An 18,603-nucleotide genomic window follows, 5' to 3' on the forward strand; every position below is an offset into this window, starting at 1 on the left:
ATCAATTGGTGTCGGCACGCAGCCGGTTCAATGGATGCCAGGCCCGCGCATTGGGTTGCCATTGCCGCAGCCGCGATGCCACCAGCGACCAGCGCAGTGGGCGTGCCAGCGGGATAAAGGCCGTGTCCTGGTTCATCGCGATATCGGCAGCAGCAAGCGCCTGTGCCCGATCGCCAAGCGTCGGGGCCAGCCGCGCCTGTTCCAGCGCCGCTTGCGCCGCCTCGCTGCACGGGCGGCAGGCGGTGGCGAGATACCAGCGCGCGCTGTCATACGGCGCCACCGCATCCACCAGTCGCAAATCGGCCGGCTCGGTGGGTTTGACCCGGACGCTGCCGATGCCGATCGCCTGCAAGGTCGCGGCGATCTGCGCATAAAGCAGCCGGGTGCCCGGCGCGTCGGGAAGGGCGATCGCCAGCCGCACCGGGCTGCCCCAGCCGGCGACCCGCGTGCGCGCATCGGCGCGGCGCTGATCAAGCGTTTGCAGCGACCAGCCCGGCACTTGCGGCGGCGCGCCCGAGTCCAGCGCCTCGGGCAGCAGCCTGTCCATTGGCTCCCACCCGCGCGCCAGGCTCGCCACCAGCGTCGCCCTGTCGAACGCCTGCGACAGCGCCTGACGGTTCGCCGCATCGGCCAGAAAGCCTTCGCGCCGCACCACCGCCAGCCCGAACAGACCGGCCGCCGGATCGAGCCGCACCGTCGCCGGCGGCGCTCCGCTCAGCGCGACGAGCGGCCAGTCGGCGATCGTGCCCCCGCTCACCAGATCCGACTCCCGCCGCCCGAACCGCACCAACGCCAGCGACGCCCGCTCGCCGATCAGCCTGACCTCTTCCTCCGGCGTGGGTGTGGGGCTGTCTTCGGGTTCGGCGCGGGTGGGGTCGGGAATGGGGCGGAGGAGGGGGGCGGCGGAGCGTAGCGCGGAGACGCGCATCGGGCCGGTGCCGCCACCGGCACGCGAGCGGATGATGGCGAGTTCGGGTTGCGCGAACAGCTTGAGCAGATCGGGGCGCGGACGCGCGAGGCGGACCTCGATCACCTGCGGCGTCATCACCACAACCTCATCGATCGCGGTCAGGAACGGCAGCAGCGCATGATCGGCCGCGGCGCGCAGACGACCCTGCAGGATATCCACCACCTGTTCGGCGGTCACCGGGCGACTATCCGCCCAGCTCGCCTCGCGCAGGCGGAAGATGTAGGAGCCACCATTGTCGGTGACGATCCAGCGCTCGGCCAGCCCGGGCTCGATCTGCCCGGCGGCATCGAAGCGCACCAGACCCTGGGCGGTGGCATCGACCAGCAGTCGCTGCGGCCAATCGCGGTGATCGGCAGCCGGCGGCTGCCCGATGGCACTGACGATCACCGGGCCGCTGTCACGGCGGCGTTCGCAGCCGGAGGACAAAAGAGCCAGCGCGACCGCAATGGTGCGGACGGCGGGACTCGAACCCGCACTCCATGGGAAGCCGATTTTAAGTCGGCAGCGTCTACCGATTCCGCCACGCCCGCACACGATGTCTGACCAAGACGAGCGCGACGCGCGCGTCAAGCCGTGATCGACATCCATCCGTCACACGTTCAGGCGTGCGCGCATTTCCTTGCCGGGTTTGAAATAGGGTACGCGCTTGGCATCGACGGCGACCTGTTCGCCGGTGCGCGGGTTCCGACCGGTGCGGGCATCGCGGGGGCGGGTGGAGAAGGCGCCGAAGCCGCGCAGTTCCACGCGACCATTCTCGCTCAAACGCCCAGTGATCGAGTCGAAAAACGTCGTCACGATCAACTCAACTTCGCTCGGCGTGAGTTCCGGATTTTCGCCCGCGATCTTTTGCACCAATTCCGACCGGATCATCGACAACATCCCCTCCGATTATCATCCCCCTATGCAAACGTTATAATGAATAATTTGCTCTGTGAAAATGTCTTCGCATGCAAAAAAAGCAGGCGCCCTGTGCCATAAAAGCACAAGGCGCCTGCCTTGAGGTAAATTACTTCTGGCCGCGGGCCTTCAGTGCTTCACCCAGAATGTCGCCCAGCGACGCGCCCGAGTCGGACGAGCCGTACTGCGCCACAGCCTGCTTCTCTTCGGCGATCTGCATCGCCTTGACCGAGAAAGTCGGCTTCTTGGAGCGGTCGAAGCCGGTCACCATCGCGTCGAACTTCTGGCCGACCTGGAAGCGCTCGGGGCGCTGCTCGTCACGGTCGCGACCCAGATCGGTACGCTTGATGAAGCCGGTCGAACCATCGTCGCCCGCCTGCACTTCGAGGCCCGCGTCGCGGACTTCGAGCACGGTGACGGTGATGACCTGGTTCTTGCCGAGGCGGTCGCCGGCGGCTGCCGGGCTGCCGACGACGGGGCCGCCACGCTCGAGCTGCTTCATGCCGAGCGAGATGCGCTCCTTCTCCGGATCGATGTCGAGCACGATCGCCTGGACGCTCTCACCCTTGCGGTGCAGCGCCAGCGCGTCCTCACCAGAGACGCCCCACGCGATGTCGGACATGTGGACCATGCCGTCGACATCGTTGTCCAGGCCGATGAACAGGCCGAACTCGGTCGCGTTCTTGACTTCGCCCTCGACGGTCGAGCCGATCGGATGGGCGGCGGCGAACGCCTCCCACGGATTGGCCTGTGCCTGCTTCAGGCCCAGCGAGATGCGGCGCTTGTCCTGATCGACCTCGAGCACCACCACGTCCACTTCCTGCGAAGTCGACACGATCTTGCCCGGATGGACGTTCTTCTTGGTCCAGGACATTTCCGACACGTGGACCAGGCCCTCGATGCCCGGCTCCAGCTCGACGAAGGCACCATATTCGGTGATGTTCGTGACGCGGCCCGACAGCTTGGCGCCGACCGGGTACTTCGCGCTCGCGCCGTCCCACGGATCGCTCTCGAGCTGCTTCATGCCCAGCGAGATGCGCTGCGTGTCCTTGTTGATGCGGATGATCTGCACCTTCACCGTGTCGCCGATGTTGATCATCTCGGACGGGTGATTGACGCGCTTGTAGCTGAGGTCGGTGACGTGCAGCAGGCCGTCGATGCCGCCGAGATCAACGAACGCACCGTAATCGGTGATGTTCTTGACGACGCCCTCGATGATCTGACCCTCGGCGAGGCTCTGGATGAGGCCCGAACGCTGCTCGGCGCGGGTTTCTTCGAGAACGGCGCGACGCGACACGACGATGTTGCCGCGCTTGCGGTCCATCTTCAGGATCTGGAAGGGCTGCGGAATGTCCATCAGCGGGGTGACGTCGCGCACGGGGCGGATGTCGACCTGGCTGCCGGGGAGGAAGGCCACCGCGCCGTTCAGGTCGACGGTGAAGCCGCCCTTCACGCGGCCGAAGATCACGCCCTCGACACGGGCCGACTTCGAGAATTCGAGTTCCAGCTTGTCCCATGCGGCTTCGCGGCGGGCGCGATCGCGGCTGAGCATCGCTTCGCCATGCATGTTCTCGACGCGGTCGACATAGACTTCGACTTCGTCACCGACCTTCAGATCGGCCTTCTGGCCGGGGGCGGCGAACTCGCGGAGCGGCACGCGGCCTTCGGACTTCAAGCCGACGTCGATGACGGCGAGGTCGTTTTCGATCGCGGTCACGGTGCCGTGCACGACGCGACCCTCGAAGCTGTCGGCGCCGCCGAACATGTCATCGAGCATCGCCGCGAAATCGTCGCGGGTGGGCTGTACCTGGGTTGCCATAAGGGTTTAACGTTCCTGGTTGGTCGTTTCCGGCCAAGCGGTTGGTTCCGCTGGTCTTGGCCACAAACTGCCGCGCCGGCCCCATGCCGATGCGGCATCCATACGGACCGTTTTCCCGCAAAGGCCCGCACCGACGATCATTCGGTCATCAATGCGAAAATGGCGCGTGGGGCCATGCCCGACGCGCCTGCCTCCGCGAGTCCGAGCCCGCAGGATGCCATTGATATACGTCAAATCGGAGCCTGGGGCAAGGTCGGCCCCGGCGTGGACTCAGAGTCCGTTTGGAAATGCGCTGTGGGCGCATTTCGCGGTGCCAGCCCGCTCCCCCACCCGACCTCCCACAGAGTATCCTTGATGGGAGGTCGGGTGGGGGAGCGGGCCGGCACCGCCCGAAATTGGCTCTTTCGCCAATTTCCAAGCAGCCTCTCAGGCGTCGGCGGCGCGGGCGGCGAGGCGGGCCTCGACCAGGGCGATGGCGCGGGCGACGGAGGCGTCGATCGTCAGGTTGCTGGTGTCGAGCGCGGCGGCGTCGGCGGCCTGGGTGAGGGGGGCGGTGGCGCGGGCGCTGTCGCGGGCGTCGCGGGCCCGGATGTCGGCAAGCACCTGGTCGAAGCTCGCCTCGCTGCCGCGGCCGGTAAGTTCGGCGTGGCGGCGGCGGGCGCGCACCTGGGGACTGGCCTTCACGAACAGCTTGGCATCGGCGTCGGGCGCGATGACGGTGCCGATGTCGCGCCCGTCGAGGATCGCGCCGCCGGGCTGATGCGCGAACCGCTTCTGCCGCTGGAGAAGGGCCGCGCGGACCAGCGGATGCGCCGACACGATCGAGGCGAGTTGCCCGGTCTCGTCATCGCGCAGGGACGGATCGGCCAGCGTCAGTTCGTCGAAATCGCAGGCGGCAACCGCATCCGCCTCGCGCGAGGGGTCAAGGTCGAGCCGGCGAACGGTGGCGGCGACCGCCCGGTAGAGCAGCCCGGTATCCAGATGCGGCAAGCCGAAATGGCGGGCGAGCGCCTTGGCGATCGTTCCCTTGCCGCTGGCGGCGGGTCCATCGACGGCAATGATCATGCGTCCGTTCCCATCAGGCGATCGAGGGTGGCGAAGAAGATCGGGTAGCTGGTGCCGACCGGCGCGGCATCGTCCAGCGTGATCGCCGCTCGCGCATGAAGCGCCGCGACCGTCATGCTCATTGCGATGCGGTGGTCGAGCCTGGTGGCGATGGTCGCGCCGCCGGGCAGGGGATCGCCGCCCGATCCGTCGACGGCAAGGCCATCCTCGAACTCGCGCGTGGTGACCCCGCAGGCGTTCAGGGCGGCGGCCATGGTGGCGATGCGGTCCGACTCCTTGACGCGCAGTTCGTGCGCGCCGCGCGCCACGGTGGTGCCGGTCGCAAAGGCGGCGGCGACGAACAGCACGGGATATTCGTCGATCATGCTCGGCGTCAGTTCGGGCGGCACCTCGATCGCGGTCAGGCTCGCATGGCGGACGCGCAGATCGGCCACCGGCTCGCCGCCGACGGTGCGCGGCGCGATCTCGGTGATGTCGGCGCCCATCATCCTCAGCGCGGTGATGATACCGGTGCGCGTCGGGTTCATGCCGACATTGGTGATGGTGATGTCCGATCCCGGCACGACCGAGCCGGCGACGAGCCAGAATGCGGCGGACGAGGGATCGCCGGGCACGGTGATCGCCTGCGGACGCAGTTCCGCCTGCCCGCGGATCGCGATGCGCTTGCCCTCCGGCATATCCTCCACGGTCAGGTCCGCGCCGAAGCCGCGCAGCATGCGCTCGCTATGATCGCGCGTCGCGATCGGCTCGATCACCTCGGTCACGCCGGGCGTGTTGAGCCCGGCGAGCAGGATGGCCGACTTCACCTGAGCGGAGGCGACGGGCAGCGTGTACCGGATCGGCACCGCCGGTGCGATGCCGCGCACCATCAGCGGCAGGCGCCCGCCCGGCGTGTCCGAGAAGCTGGCGCCCATCGCGGCCAGCGGCTCGATCACCCGGCCCATCGGGCGCGCGGAGAGCGAAGCGTCGCCAACAAAGGTGGCGGTGATCGGATGGGAGGCGACCAGTCCCATCAGCAGCCGGGTCGAGGTGCCGGAATTGCCCATGTCGAGGGCGCCCGCCGGCTGGAGCAGCCCGCCGACGCCGACGCCGTAGATGCGCCAGGTGCCGCTGTCCTCGCGCACGATGTCCGCCCCCATTGCCCGCATCGCGGCGGCGGTGGCAAGCACATCCTCGCCCTCCAGCAGGCCGTCGACGCGGCTTTCACCGATCGCCAGCGCGGACAGCATGAGCGAGCGATGGCTGATCGACTTGTCGCCGGGTACCGCGACGGTGCCGTTCAAGGGGCCGCGGGATGCGATCGTGCGGGGTTGCGAAGAAGAATGCGCCATGGGCGCGGGCTTTTGACAGCCGCCTTGCGCTATGGCAAGGCGCGCACCAGTTCGTGGGGGAACCTCCCGCGAAATCCCAATCCGAAAGGTGTTGAACGGCATGATCAAGCCGGAATGGGGCACGAAGCGTACGTGCCCGAAATGCGCGACGCGTTTCTACGACCTCGAAAAGGACGATCCCGTCACCTGCATCAACTGCGGCACGCAGTGGGAGCCGGAGCCGATCCTGAAGTCCAAGCAGCCGCTGCCCTTCGAGCAGGCCAAGCCCGATGCCAAGCCCGATTCCGATCTGGGCGGGGACGACGAGGATCTGGACATCACCGGTGAGGACGAAGAGCCCTCGGCCGACGACGAGGTCGATCTGGGCGGTGACGACGATCTGGGCGTCGAGGCGTCCAAGGAAGACGACGAGCATTGATCGACCGATATCGCGGTTGATCCGCGATAATTGTGGATAACTTGGCAGGCGCCCCGAAAGGGCGCTTGCCAAGATCGGGCGGCCCCGCTACTGGGCTGCCTCCCGGACGGATAAGGGGCCGTAGCTCAGCTGGGAGAGCGTCGCAATGGCATTGCGAAGGTCAGGGGTTCGATCCCCCTCGGCTCCACCATCCCGACCGTCCGACCATATCTTCGCGTGGTTCCGCGCGAAACCGGGGCCGTAGCTCAGCTGGGAGAGCGTCGCAATGGCATTGCGAAGGTCAGGGGTTCGATCCCCCTCGGCTCCACCATTCCAATCCTGACCCGATCCGGCCGCGCGCCGACCCATGACGCTGATGCCGCACGGCGGCTGTCCGCCGAGATGCGTGCAAGCTGCTGCAATAGCTCGACAATTATTCTCGTCGAAACGGTTGCGCAGCATGACCCGATCGGATTATCCGCACGTCCATGGCTGGACCTGTGTGGAACGACACCACCGCTACGCCGACTGACGATGCAGCGATCGACCCCTCGCTTCCGCGGCGATATCTGACGCTGATCGCAGAGGTGACCGACCGATTGATGGGCGCGGACGATCCCGCCCGGATGATCGACGACCTCTTCGAGCTGATCCGTACCGAATTGCGACTGGACGTCTTCTTCAACTATCGGTTGGAGGGTGATCGCCTAGTCCTGGAGGCGCATGGCGGGCTGACGGCGCAGGAGGCCGATCACGGCCGCGAACTGGCCTTGGGGCAGGCGGTGTGCGGCTGTGCGGCCAGCACGCGAAAGGCCATTCACGCGGTCGGCGTGCAGCGATCGAGCGACTCGCTCTATGACTTCGTGCGCAACCTGGGACTGGATGCCTATGCCTGTGCGCCGCTTATCCATGGCAGCGACCTGCTGGGTACGCTGGGCTTCGGCCGGCGCTGGGCGGACCGGTTCACCGAGGACGAACTGCGGTTCCTCCACACGATCTGCCACTATGTTGCCCTGGCGAAGCATCGCCTGCGCATCGAGGAAGCGTTGCGGGCGGGTATCGAGACGCAGGCGCGGTTGCTGGAGGAGCTGAACCACCGGGTACGCAACGCGCTGCAGGTGGCGATCGGGCTGGTGGCGGTCGATGCACGCGCCCAGGCCGACCAGCCGGCGCGAGCGGCGCTCGACCGGGCGACCGAGCGGCTGCAGGTGCTGGCGAGCGCCCATCGCCCGCTCTACGACACGGTGGGGCTGGGCGAGGTCGATCTGGCGGCGCTGTTCACCGGGGTATTCCAGCAGGTGCATGGCGCGGAGGCGGGCATCGCCGTGGCCGGGCGGTTCGAGGCGCCGGTGGAACAGGCCGCGGCGGCTGCGCTGCTTTTCCACGCGCTGTTGAAGCGGCATGGCGACAAACCACGGATAAGCGTCGGCCCCAGCGGGAACGAAGCCATGCGCCTGTCGTTTGACGGCGCTATGTGGGGGCTAGATACCTTGTCCGGTGCGGACGCCCGGATGTTCGCCGGCTTGCGGCATCAGGTGCGCGCCGACGTTCATGCCGAAGGGGACGACCGGCTGGTCGTCGTGATGCCCTATGCCGATCGCGGCTGATCTGATGACCGAAGCGCGGACGCTCGACCTGTTGGTGATCGAAGACGAGGCGCTGGTCGCGATGCTGGTCGAGGATGCGTTGACGCTGCACGGGCATCGGGTGGTCGGCATCGCCGATACCGTTGCCAGCGCGCTCGACCTGGCCGAACAGGATCGGCCCGATCTGGTGGTGTGCGACGTGAAGCTGGCCGATGGCGACAGCGGGATTACGGCGGCCACGGCGCTGGCCGATCGCGGCGTGCCGTGCATATTCCTCAGCGGCAATTGTCCAGCGGATGGGGGCCATCCGCTGATCATCGGCTGCGTCGCCAAGCCGTTCCATACCGGCAGCCTGGGCGCGGCCGTGCAGGCCGCCTACGCCATCGCACGCGGTGAGACGCCGGAACAGGTGCCCGCCGCCTTGCGGCTTTATCGCGAACTGCCCGCCTGAGCGCCCTGCGGCAGGGGTATGGTGATCGTGCAGGAAAGGCCGCGCGCATGCAGGTCCAGCGTGCATTCGGCCTGCAACTCATAGGGTAGCAGTTCCTCGATCAGTTCGGTGCCGAACCCCGGCGGTCCGGGCGGGGGCAGGGGGTCGATCACGCTTTCCTGCCAGTGCAGCGTCAGCATCTCGCCGGCCGTCCAGCGCACCGACAACCGCCCGCCGTCCTGTCCCATCGCGCCGAACTTCACGGCATTGGTGGTCAATTCATGGATGGCGAGGCCGAGGCGTTCCGCGATGCGCGGCGGCAGGCAGACCCTGGGACCGCTGACGCTGACCCGGTCGCCGGGTTGCACGCGCAGTTCGTCGTCGACGATCGCGTGCAGGTCGATGGCGTCGTCGGTGCCATAGGTCATCAGCGCCTGGATACGGGTAAAGGCGTTCAGGCGCCCGTCCAGATGGTCCCAGGCCTCGCCGTCGCTGCTGCGCGTCCGCCGCGCGATCGAGCGGACGACGGCCAGCATGTTGCGGACGTGATGCTGATGATCGACGCGCGGTTGCGGCGTCGCGATGGTGGTGGCGTGCGTCGGCGATGTTCCCCAGCATGGTGCGGGAACCAGTGCCACCAGAGGCTCGGGATCGCCGGCGACGGGACAGGCGAACAGGCGGAAGGGTTGTGGCCAGCCCTCCACCATCACGGTGAGCGGATTGCGCATGCCCATCTGGAGGAAGCGGGGCGATACGCCGGACAGCGGCGTTCCCGGCCAGACGGCCAGACCGGTGCGGCGGCAGAAGGCGGCATTGACCTCACGCACCACAGGGATGCCGTCGACGCCGTAACCGACCACGCAGCGGGGATCATCGCCATCCGCGACCCCCTCGACCAGCCGCACGATGAGCGCGGTAGCGGCGGGCGTAAAGGTATCCGCAAACAGCCAGACCGTTTGCGACGCGGCCTCAGGCGAAACCACCAATATGGCGCGGTCGATCGATCCGTCGGGCCGGAAAGCTGCCGGTTCCGCCGCTTCGGCGGCCAGCAGGCCGCATTGGTTGGGCAGGCGCGGCGGGGCGACGCCGTCCGCCGGGCGCCATGGGCCGGCATGGGCAACCCACCCCGGCTCAGGTCTGTTCGCCGCCACCGCAACCGACTCCGCCAGTCCCGACCGGGCGATCTGATCGGACAGCACCTGCCAGAGATCCGCGCCCTCCGCCTCGGCACGCGCCAGCACGCGCCATGTCCTGGCTTCGGGGGATGGACCGGGCTGGAGGCGCAGCGTTTCAGTCATTGGCGTCCAGATGCGCTCCTTCGCGGTCGAGATGGAGGTAGTTCTGGTTGAAGAGAGCCAGTTGGCACAAGGCCCCGAGGTCCGGTATCTCCACCTGCTTGCCCTTCCAATGGACGAGGCCGCGCCCGCGCAGTTCCTGCAAGGTGCGGTTGACGTGGACGGAGGTCATGCCGGTCGCTTCCGCCAGGTCGTTCTGGGTGATCGGGCAGAAGAAGCTGGTGTCGTCGTTCAGGCCGACGCCGCGGATGCGGAAAAAGAGTTCGCAGATCAGGTGCGAGATCCGCTCCAGCGCGTTGCGCTGGCCGAGATTGACCGTCCATTCGCGCTGGATCGCGGCGGCGACGAGCGAATCCCACCACAGCGCCTGCACGATGCGCGGGCGCTCGGTCACCTGTTCGAAGGTATCGCGCGGGATTTCGCAGAAGGTCAGCGGGGTGAGCGCGGCGATGGAATGGTCCATCTCGCGCAGCAGATAGATGTTCAGGTCGCACAGGTCGCCGGGCAGGAAGAACGAGATGATCTGCCGCCGGCCATCCTCCAGCATCTTGTAACGGAACGCCCAGCCGTCGAGCATCAGGTTGATCGCGCGTGGTTTTTCGCCTTCGCGAACCAGGTCGCGACGGGCCGAGAGCCGGCGGATGCCGGTGCTGGCCAATTCGTCGAGTATCGTGCGGTCCGAGCCGGACAGTCGCGTGAACTGTTCCAGCTTCCGGATCAGTGGGTTATTCATGGTGGGTCCCTTCACGATCGATCATGAAGGGCACAGAAACTGCCGCTCGTACATAGGTTAATGGCTTGGGAATGAACTGAAATGCGCGGCCCCGATGATGGGGGCCGCGCACAACCTCACCCGATCTGCTGGCTTTGCGCCGCGCTGTCGGGGCGGGCGGGGCCGAGGATGGGCTCCTCGCCCAGCGGCTTGTTCTGGAAGACGGTGAAGTCGCCGCGACCATCGATGGTCGGCCCGTCGGTCCAGCGTCCCTCCGGCACCGATCCGTCGGCGGCGGTGGCGTAGAAGTTGTAGTTGTTCGCCTGATCCTCCATCTCCTGCGGGAAGGAGTTGGGGACGGGCAGGTTGGCCGAGGGGCCGCCCAGTTCCTCCAGCACCGCCAGCCACTGCTGCTGGTGCATGGTGTCGCGCGCGATCATGTAGTGGAGCATCTTCTTCATGCCCTCGTCATGCGCGGCGTTGAACAGGCGCACCGCCAGCACGCGCCCGGTGCTCTCCGCCGCCACGTTGCAATACATGTCGGCGGCGATGTTGCCGCTGGCATAGATGTGGCTCATGTTGAAGGGCACGCCGTCGGAGTCCACCGGCATTGCGGCAAGACCGGTCGACAGCAGGTTCTTGTGGATCATGCCCTCGATCGCGTGGCGGCCGTTGCCGCCGCCCATCACCGCGCCCACGATGCCGTCGGCGGCACCCTCTTCCTGCAGCGAGGCAGGCGCCTTGTCGAGGTTGAGCGCGACCGCGGTCGCCAGCATCTCGATATGGCCGATCTCCTCGGTCGCGGTGTGGAGCAGCATGTCGCGGTATTTCGGCGTCGGCGCCCGGTTGCCCCAGGCCTGGAAGAAATACTGCATGCACACGCGGATCTCGCCCTCCACGCCGCCGATCGCCTGTTGCAGCATGCGTGCAAAGGCGGGATCGGGCTTGTCGACGGTGACCGGATACTGAAGCCGCTTGTCGTGATAATACATGGATGGTCCTCCGCAACGTTTCACACGTCCGTGCGAAGGATAAACCGTCCACGCCAAGCGAAGTCGCAGCGCGACTGCGTTATTTATCAGTAACGTAGGTCATTGATCTAAGATGATGTGGAAGATGTTCAGACGGTCGCGCCGGTGCGTTCGCGCCGCGCCGCGACGCTGCGGATCGCCTCGATCATCCGGTCCGCGCCATAGGGTTTGGTGAGCAGCATCGCCTCGGGCGGCATGGCGTCGCGAACGGCGGCGGCATCGCCGGTGGCAAAGACGATCCCCGCCAGCGGCCGCACCGCGCGTGCCCGCTGCGCCAGTTCGATCCCGGACATGGTGGGCAGGTTGATGTCGGTGACCAGCACCTCGATCGGCGCGGTCTGTAGCGCGGTCAGCGCTTCCTCCGCGCTGCCCGCCTCGACCACGACGAAGCCGCCCGCCTGCAGCGCCTCGGCCGTGCTGGTCCGGATCAATTCGTCATCCTCGACCAGCAGGATGGTGAGGCCGTCCGCCAGCGGTGTCGCGGTGGCGGGCATGCGCGGGCGCTCGGCCAGGCGACGCTGGCTCTGATTGGCGAGAACGTGGCGGAACTTCCGCGCCAGCGCCTCGCGCGTGTAGGGCTTGGACAACAGCTCGACCCCCTTGTCGAGCCGGCCGCCATGGACGATCGAGTTTTCAGTATAGCCGGAGGTGAACAGCACCGCGATGTCGGGCAGCCGCTCCTGCGCCTTGCGCGCCAGCTCGGGGCTTTTCAGCGTGCCGGGCATCACCACGTCGGTGAACAGCATGTCGATCGGAATGCCGCTTTCGATCACGCTCAGCGCACTTTGCGCATCCACCGCCTTCAGCACGCGGTAGCCGAGTTCGGACAACAGCTCGACCACGGTGGCGCGCACCGCATCGTCGTCCTCGACCACCAGCACCGTTTCGGTGCCGCCCGCGATCGGGCCGGTATCGACCGCGACCTCGACATCCTCGGCTTCCATCGCACGCGGCAGGTACAGCTTGATCGTGGTGCCGTGCCCGATCTCGGAATAAATCTTCACATGGCCGCCGGACTGTTTGACGAAGCCGTAGACCATCGACAGGCCAAGCCCGGAGCCCTTGCCCTCGCTCTTGGTCGAGAAGAAGGGCTCGAACACCCTGGCCATCACCTCGGCGCTCATTCCGCTGCCCGTATCGGACACGGCGAGCATGACATATTGGCCGGGGACCACCTCGTCATGGGTGCGGGCATAGTCGTCATCGAGATGGGCATTGCCGAGTTCGATGGTCAGCCGGCCGGTACCCTCCATCGCATCGCGCGCGTTGATCGCCAGGTTGAGCAACGCATTCTCGACCTGCGTCGGATCGATAAAGGTGTTCCACAGCCCGCCGCCGACGACCGTCTCGATCTCGATCCCCTCGCCGATCGCACGGCGCAGCATGTCGTCCATCCCCTGCACGAAGCGGGTGACGTTGACGACCTTGGGTTCGAGCGCCTGACGCCGACCGAAGGCGAGCAGTTGCGCCGCCAGCTTCGATCCGCGCGTGACGCCGGCCATGGCATTGGTGATGCGGCGCTCGGCACGCTCGTTGCCGTGCACGTCGGTGGCGAGAAGCTGGAGATTGCCCGACACGACCTGCAACAGATTGTTGAAGTCATGGGCGACGCCGCCGGTCAGCTTGCCGATCGTCTCCATCTTCTGCGCCTGGGCGAGCGCCACCTCCGCCTGCCGGCGCTCGGCGATCTCGGCGATGACGCGCGCCTCCAGCGTCTCGTTCAATTGCCGCAACTGGGCCTCGGCGCGTTCGCGGTGACGGACCTGCCGCGCCAGGATCGAGGCCTGATCGCGCAGCGCCTGCTCCGCCTCGCGCTGCTCGGTGATGTCGGTGTGGACGCCGACCCACTCGACCAAGGCGCCGTCCGCCCCGAAGATGGGCAGCGCGCGGATGGCATAGGTGCGCCAGATCTTGTCATGCCGGCAGACGCGGTGTTCATGGACGAACATCGACCGCTCGGCGACCGCGGTCCGCCAGGCGGCGACGGTGGCGGCCATGTCGTCGGGATGGACCGCCTGCGCCCAGCCGAAGCCCTGATATTCCTCAAAGGCCTGTCCGGTCAGCGCCGCCCATCCGGGCTGCTCGCCCAGCATCTGGCCATCGGCGCTGTTGGTCCACAGCACGCCGTGCACCGCATCCATCGCCGCGCGGAAACGGCCGTTGCTCTGTTCCAGCGCCGCGGCATGGCGAATGCGCTCGTCGACGTCGAAGACCAGGACGTGGAAGCCGAGAACCTCGCCATCGTCGCCGCGACGGGGCAGGTAACGGGTCTCGGCCCGGCGGATGCCACCGTCGCGGTGGCGGATCGACACGTCGGCGACCACCGTCTCTCCGGCCAGCGCGCGGGCGATCAGCGGCTGGCGGACGGCATGACTTTCCTCGCCCAGCACCTGCGCGATGGTGCGCCCCACCACCTGCTCGGGCGCGATGCCGAGAAAGTCCTGATAGAAGCTGTTGGCGAAGCGGTACACGCCGTCGCGGTCTACAAAGGCGACCAGCACCGGCAGCGAGTCGGTGATGATCCGCAACTCGGCCTCGCTGTCCGCCAGCCGTCGTTCGGCCACGATGCGCGGCGTATTGTCCAGCACGGTGCACATGACGCCGGCGACCGCGCCGTCCTGATAGATGGGCGTATAGAACAGGTCGAACACGACCTCCTCCGCCATGCCGTTGCGGGTCAGGACCATGCGCTGGTCGCGATAGGACAGGACCTCGCCCTGGAAGCCGGCGGCGAGGACCTGACGGTTCCAATCCCAGATCTCGGGCCAGATGCCGGGCACCGTGCCGCCCAGCGCCTGGGGGTGACGGGCCCCGGCGATCTCGCGATAGCTGTCGTTATACAGCATGATGTGGTCGGGCCCCCACATCAGCACCTTCGCGATCGGCGAGTTGATGATGTTGGACACGGTGGAGCGCAGCGCCGGGTGCCAGTGCTCGCGCGGGCCGAGCGACGTCGCGCTCCAGTCGCGCGCGCGGATCAGGTCGCCGCATTCGCCGCCGCCCGGCAGCCAGTCCTGCGGCACGGGCGTGGCCCGGCCGAGCCTGGCGAGTGCCGCGGCGATGGCCGCATCCACCCCATCATACTGGCCGCCCGCAATCGCGGCATCGAGCAGCCGGGCCGTATCGGGTGAAAGGGTGATGGTGTGCGAAGGGCGGACTGTCATGGAGGATCGCATGCTAAACCCGAGAAAACGTGTCAATGTAACCGGTCAGGCCGGGGTCGATGATGCGACGGGCCGGGGATGATGCGGCACCAGGATCAGCGTGCGATCCTCCACGCGCCAGGATTTCAACCGGGACAGGAAATTCATGCCGAGGATGTCGGTCCGCCCGAATGCGGGAGAGACGACGACGGGCAGTCCCCCTGCACGGATGGCGCCAAGCTGAAGCCGGGCGACGGTCGCGGTCTTGGCGCGGATCGTGCCGTTGGCGGTGTTGAGCAGCACGGGGACGAGTTCGTCGCGCGGCTCCAGCCCGGCGGCCGCGGCGGTATCCTCCGACAGGGCGGTCAGCGTCGCGCCGCTGTCGATCAACATACGGCGTTCCACCCCGTCGACAGTGGCCCGCGCCCAGAAATGTCCGTCCGGCGACATGCGGATGCGGACCTCGTCCCCGACCACCTGTTGCTGGTCGGGGAAGATCCGCTCGGTGATGCGCTGGAAATAGGGATCGAAACGGCCGCGCTGGTCGATCGCGATAAAGAGCACGAGCGCGACCAGTCCCCAACTGGCGAGGTTGACGATCGTGCGCAGGATCGGCACCCGCCGCACGATCACCCCGGCCAGCAGGACGGCCGCGAGCAGCAGGTACAAGGGGCCATAGGGACCCAGATCGGGCATCACGAACACGGGATCGGCTATCCTACGGCAAGGCGGCGGCTGCAGCGTCCATCAACAGATGGCGATGCGCCCCGCAAATGCCAGCCCTTGGCAGAGCGTAGAGACCGTCGACGGCCGAAATCGTTCGTGGATCGGGCGCGATCAGCCCGGATCGGCCATCCCGATCTCGCTGGGAGCGAAACGTCGCCCGCCATACCAGCGCTTGAAGGTGCCGTCGGATTGGGGGAAGTAGCGATGGCCCTGATACCGGACCGGCGTCCCCAGCGCCTTGTACGTCGCCCACACGCCATAGACCATGGCGGCGAGCGCCAGAATCTTGATCCACTCCATGTTCGCTTCCTTATTATTATTCGAACAGCTTCCCGCGTCGCTTCGAAAAGATCAAGACGCTTGTTCGCGAGGGAATGGACGGCTGAGAAACGGGGAGCCGGCTAGGCCGAAACGCCAGGGCAGTTCGGCGGCCTTGGTGATGCCGATGCGCGGGCCGATGTGCAGGTCCGGCGTCAATGGCGCATCAACCAGATCGAAGGGCGCGGCGTCGAGCCTGTGGCCGTCCAGCGCACCGCCGATGCCCAGGGCCTGGCACAGCCGGCCCGGCCCGGCGCAAAGCTGGCGCAGCGGCATGTCGCCGCGTCGCGCGGTCATCCGTTCGATGCCGTGCACCGGCTCGATCGCACGGATCAGCACGGCGCTGCCGGGGGCGCCGCATACCGTGTTCAGGCACCAGTGCAGCCCGTAGATGCGATAGACATAGGCGTGGCCCACGGGGCCGAACATGGCGGCATTGCGGGGGGAGGGGCCGCGGAAGCTGTGCGAGGCGGGTTCGTGCGCGGCATAGGCCTCGGTCTCGACGATGGGGCCGCCGACCCCGTCCACCAGCAGCGTGACGCCGATCAATGCGCGCGCGACGGTGACCACGTCGCGTGCGAAGAAATCGGCCGGCAGCGTCATATCTCGGGGGTGCGCGCCTGCCGCCCGTCATCGCCGAAAACGCGCAGATAGCGCGCGATTTCCTCGGGCGCGCCGGTTGCCTTGGCCGGATTGTCGGACAGCTTGACCGCCGGGCGGCCATTGGCGCTGATGACCTTGGCGACCAGAGAGATGGGGGAAAGACCGTCGTCGCCGTCGGGATCGCAGCCGCGAAAGTCGTTGGTCAGGTTGGTGCCCCAGCCGAAGCTCATCCGCACCCGGCCATGGAAATGGCGATAGACCTGCTCGATGCTGTCGACGTCCATGCCGTCGGAAAAGATCAGCAGCTTCTGGCGGGCGTCGCGGCCTTGCGCGCGCCACCAGTCGAGTATCGCCTCGCCCCCCTCGATCGGCGGCGCGCTGTCGGGGCGAAACCCGGTCCAGTCCGCCACCCAGGGCGGCGCATCGCGGAGGAAGGCGGCGGTGCCGAACGCATCGGGCAGGACGATCAGCAGATTGCCCTGATACAGCTCCTGCCATTCGCGCAGGACGCGGTAGGGGGTCTGCGCCAGTTCCTCGTCGCTGTCCGCCAGGGCCGCAGCGACCATCGGCAATTCATGCGCGTTGGTGCCGATCGCCTCCAGATCATTGTCCATGGCGAGCAGGACGTTCGACGTCCCGATCAGACGGTCCCCCAGCCCCTCCTTCAACGCCTCCACGCACCAACGCTGCCACAAAAACCCATGCCGCCGCCGCGTACCGAAATCGGAGATGGCGAGGTCGGGTAGTTCGCGCAGCCGTTCCACCTTGTCCCACAGCTTGGCCTTGGCGCGGGCATAAAGCACGTCGAGCGCGAAACGTCCCTTGTCCGCCATCGCTGCGCGGGAGCGCAGTTCGTTGACGATGGCGAGTGCGGGGATCTCCCACATCGTGGTTTCGCACCACAGCCCCTCGAAATGCAGCTCGAACTGGCCATCGACGACGCGCAGATCATATTCGGGCAGGCGGAAGCGGGCGAGCCACGCGAGAAAGTCGGGCGCGAACATGCGGTTCTGACCATAGAAGCTGTTGCCGGCCAGCCAGATCAATTCCTTGTGCGAGAAGCGCAGCGTGCGCGCATGATCGAGTTGCGCGCGCAGTTCGGCGATGTCGATATCGTCGGCCAGCCGGATGCGCGTGGTGCGGTTGATGAGCGAGAAGGTGGCGCGTACGTCCGGATGACGCTGCCGGATCATCTGCAGCATCAGGAGCTTGTAGAAATCGGTGTCGAGCAGGCTGCGGACGATGGGGTCCAGCCGCCAGCCATGGTCCCAGACGCGGGTCGCGATATCGGTGAACGCCATGAGATTCCTGTCAGCGGATGCGGGCGGCCGTGTCCAGAATGAATCGCACAATGCGATCCGGCTGGGTTGCCGGGATCATGTGGCCCCCCTCGATCACCTCGTATCGACAGCCGGGGATCACCGCGGCGGTGGGTGCGCCATCCCTTTCCGGGTCCAGCACCGCGTCCTGCGCACCGAACAGGATCGCACTCGGCAGGTCCAGGGTCGGGTAGAGCGTGGCCATCTCGCTCAGGTCCGGATTGGCATGGACCAGTTCGGTGGCGGCGATGTCGATCGTCTCTGGTCGCAGCAACAATATGCCGCCGCCACGGATGGCGAAATCGTCCGGCGCGTGTTCGGGCATGAATGCCCGGCGCACGGCACGACGACTGCGCAACTGAAGGATCGGAACCGCGATGGTGTGTGCGACAAGGCGGCGAAGCGGGGCGCCACCGCGGAAGAACTCCTGCACCGCAGCCGACCCGAAGGGCTGTGGCTGGGTGAGCGGAGCAAGCAACGCCAGGCCGCCAATCCGGCCGGGTGCTGCCAGCGCGGCCGCCAGCGACACGGCACCGCCCATCGAATGACCAACCAGCAACGGGCGTTCGATCTCCATCCGATCGAGAAACGCCGCAATCAGAGCCCCCTGCGCGCGGAGCCCGGGATGCGTGCCGGGGGCGGCCAGCGAATGCCCCGACCCTGGGCGATCGACAAGGATGACGCGGTGGGTTTCGGCCAGCCGGTCGGCAACCTCATAGTTGAAGTTGCGCATCTGGCCGGCAAGGCCGTGGATCAGCACGATAACAGGGGCCTGGGCGCCCCGAGGCCCCTTGTCGACGTAATGGAGGCGCGCGCCCTCGACCTCGGCGAAATCGCCATCCGGTGGGACGAGCGCTTCGGCGACACGACCGACACGGCGCGAATAGGCCGCCAGTCCCGCCATACCGAGCGATGCGGCGAAGCCGCCGGTGATCAAGGGACGGTTTCGGATCATATCGGC

At 67.1% G+C, this 18,603-nt stretch carries 17 protein-coding genes and 3 tRNA genes; 5 read left to right on the plus strand and 15 right to left on the minus strand.

Annotation, left to right across the window (positions count from 1 at the left end; translation table 11 throughout):
• Nucleotide 1: 1 nt before the first annotated feature.
• From NPJ82_RS08005 to aroA, 6 genes are all read right to left on the minus strand, one after another.
• Nucleotides 2–1,357: an ABC transporter substrate-binding protein gene (locus tag NPJ82_RS08005; RefSeq protein WP_342658932.1), complete on the minus strand. Its 1,356-nt coding sequence runs from the start codon at nucleotides 1,355–1,357 to the stop codon at nucleotides 2–4.
• Nucleotides 1,358–1,416: 59 nt separating this feature from the next.
• Nucleotides 1,417–1,500: transfer RNA gene (locus NPJ82_RS08010), tRNA-Leu, on the minus strand.
• A gap of 61 nt (nucleotides 1,501–1,561) precedes the next feature.
• Entirely contained in the window at nucleotides 1,562–1,840 is a 279-nt protein-coding gene (locus tag NPJ82_RS08015; RefSeq protein WP_342658933.1) for an integration host factor subunit beta, read from the minus strand.
• A gap of 136 nt (nucleotides 1,841–1,976) precedes the next feature.
• Complete coding sequence (rpsA, locus tag NPJ82_RS08020; protein WP_112382313.1) at nucleotides 1,977–3,686, minus strand: 30S ribosomal protein S1; 1,710 nt, start codon at nucleotides 3,684–3,686, stop codon at nucleotides 1,977–1,979.
• Between the two features lie 426 nt (nucleotides 3,687–4,112).
• Complete coding sequence (locus NPJ82_RS08025; RefSeq protein WP_149681513.1) at nucleotides 4,113–4,751, minus strand: d(CMP) kinase; 639 nt, start codon at nucleotides 4,749–4,751, stop codon at nucleotides 4,113–4,115.
• Entirely contained in the window at nucleotides 4,748–6,082 is a 1,335-nt protein-coding gene (aroA, locus tag NPJ82_RS08030) for a 3-phosphoshikimate 1-carboxyvinyltransferase (RefSeq protein ID WP_342658934.1), read from the minus strand. Before aroA ends, NPJ82_RS08025 begins: the two co-directional genes overlap by 4 nt.
• Before the next feature lie 100 nt (nucleotides 6,083–6,182).
• Here aroA and NPJ82_RS08035 point away from each other — a divergent pair, with 100 nt between their 5' ends.
• The 5 genes from NPJ82_RS08035 to NPJ82_RS08055 all read left to right on the plus strand — a co-directional run bounded on the left by NPJ82_RS08035 (nucleotide 6,183) and on the right by NPJ82_RS08055 (nucleotide 8,516).
• On the plus strand, nucleotides 6,183–6,500 hold the full coding sequence (locus NPJ82_RS08035) for a TIGR02300 family protein (protein ID WP_112382623.1): 318 nt from the start codon (nucleotides 6,183–6,185) through the stop codon (nucleotides 6,498–6,500).
• A 114-nt stretch (nucleotides 6,501–6,614) separates the two neighbouring features.
• Nucleotides 6,615–6,690, plus strand: a tRNA-Ala gene (locus NPJ82_RS08040).
• A gap of 44 nt (nucleotides 6,691–6,734) precedes the next feature.
• Nucleotides 6,735–6,810, plus strand: a tRNA-Ala gene (locus tag NPJ82_RS08045).
• A 157-nt stretch (nucleotides 6,811–6,967) separates the two neighbouring features.
• Complete coding sequence (locus NPJ82_RS08050) at nucleotides 6,968–8,086, plus strand: histidine kinase dimerization/phosphoacceptor domain -containing protein (RefSeq protein WP_342658935.1); 1,119 nt, start codon at nucleotides 6,968–6,970, stop codon at nucleotides 8,084–8,086.
• A gap of 4 nt (nucleotides 8,087–8,090) precedes the next feature.
• Entirely contained in the window at nucleotides 8,091–8,516 is a 426-nt protein-coding gene (locus tag NPJ82_RS08055; RefSeq protein WP_342658936.1) for a response regulator, read from the plus strand.
• Here the strand turns inward: NPJ82_RS08055 and NPJ82_RS08060 are convergent.
• The 9 genes from NPJ82_RS08060 to NPJ82_RS08100 all read right to left on the minus strand — a co-directional run bounded on the left by NPJ82_RS08060 (nucleotide 8,495) and on the right by NPJ82_RS08100 (nucleotide 18,597).
• Nucleotides 8,495–9,793 carry a sensor histidine kinase gene (locus NPJ82_RS08060; RefSeq protein WP_342658937.1) on the minus strand — a complete coding sequence of 433 codons (1,299 nt, stop codon included), beginning with the start codon at nucleotides 9,791–9,793 and terminating at the stop codon, nucleotides 8,495–8,497. The genes NPJ82_RS08055 and NPJ82_RS08060 overlap by 22 nt on opposite strands.
• Entirely contained in the window at nucleotides 9,786–10,523 is a 738-nt protein-coding gene (locus NPJ82_RS08065; protein ID WP_112382307.1) for a Crp/Fnr family transcriptional regulator, read from the minus strand. Before NPJ82_RS08065 ends, NPJ82_RS08060 begins: the two co-directional genes overlap by 8 nt.
• Nucleotides 10,524–10,639: 116 nt before the next feature.
• Nucleotides 10,640–11,494 carry a manganese catalase family protein gene (locus NPJ82_RS08070; protein WP_342658938.1) on the minus strand — a complete coding sequence of 285 codons (855 nt, stop codon included), beginning with the start codon at nucleotides 11,492–11,494 and terminating at the stop codon, nucleotides 10,640–10,642.
• A 128-nt stretch (nucleotides 11,495–11,622) separates the two neighbouring features.
• Entirely contained in the window at nucleotides 11,623–14,697 is a 3,075-nt protein-coding gene (locus NPJ82_RS08075; protein WP_342658939.1) for a PAS domain-containing protein, read from the minus strand.
• A gap of 45 nt (nucleotides 14,698–14,742) precedes the next feature.
• Entirely contained in the window at nucleotides 14,743–15,372 is a 630-nt protein-coding gene (locus NPJ82_RS08080) for a TIGR02281 family clan AA aspartic protease (protein WP_112383977.1), read from the minus strand.
• Between the two features lie 141 nt (nucleotides 15,373–15,513).
• On the minus strand, nucleotides 15,514–15,702 hold the full coding sequence (locus tag NPJ82_RS08085; protein ID WP_112383971.1) for a hypothetical protein: 189 nt from the start codon (nucleotides 15,700–15,702) through the stop codon (nucleotides 15,514–15,516).
• Between the two features lie 51 nt (nucleotides 15,703–15,753).
• Entirely contained in the window at nucleotides 15,754–16,323 is a 570-nt protein-coding gene (locus NPJ82_RS08090) for a DNA-3-methyladenine glycosylase (RefSeq protein ID WP_342658940.1), read from the minus strand.
• Nucleotides 16,320–17,624: a nicotinate phosphoribosyltransferase gene (gene pncB / locus NPJ82_RS08095; protein ID WP_112383969.1), complete on the minus strand. Its 1,305-nt coding sequence runs from the start codon at nucleotides 17,622–17,624 to the stop codon at nucleotides 16,320–16,322. The genes NPJ82_RS08090 and pncB overlap by 4 nt, the downstream gene beginning before the upstream one ends.
• Nucleotides 17,625–17,634: 10 nt before the next feature.
• Complete coding sequence (locus tag NPJ82_RS08100; protein WP_342658941.1) at nucleotides 17,635–18,597, minus strand: alpha/beta hydrolase; 963 nt, start codon at nucleotides 18,595–18,597, stop codon at nucleotides 17,635–17,637.
• Nucleotides 18,598–18,603 lie beyond the last annotated feature (6 nt).

Origin of the sequence: Sphingomonas sp. NY01 (genome assembly GCF_038809135.1) — a bacterium.
Lineage (GTDB): Bacteria > Pseudomonadota > Alphaproteobacteria > Sphingomonadales > Sphingomonadaceae > Sphingomonas > Sphingomonas carotinifaciens.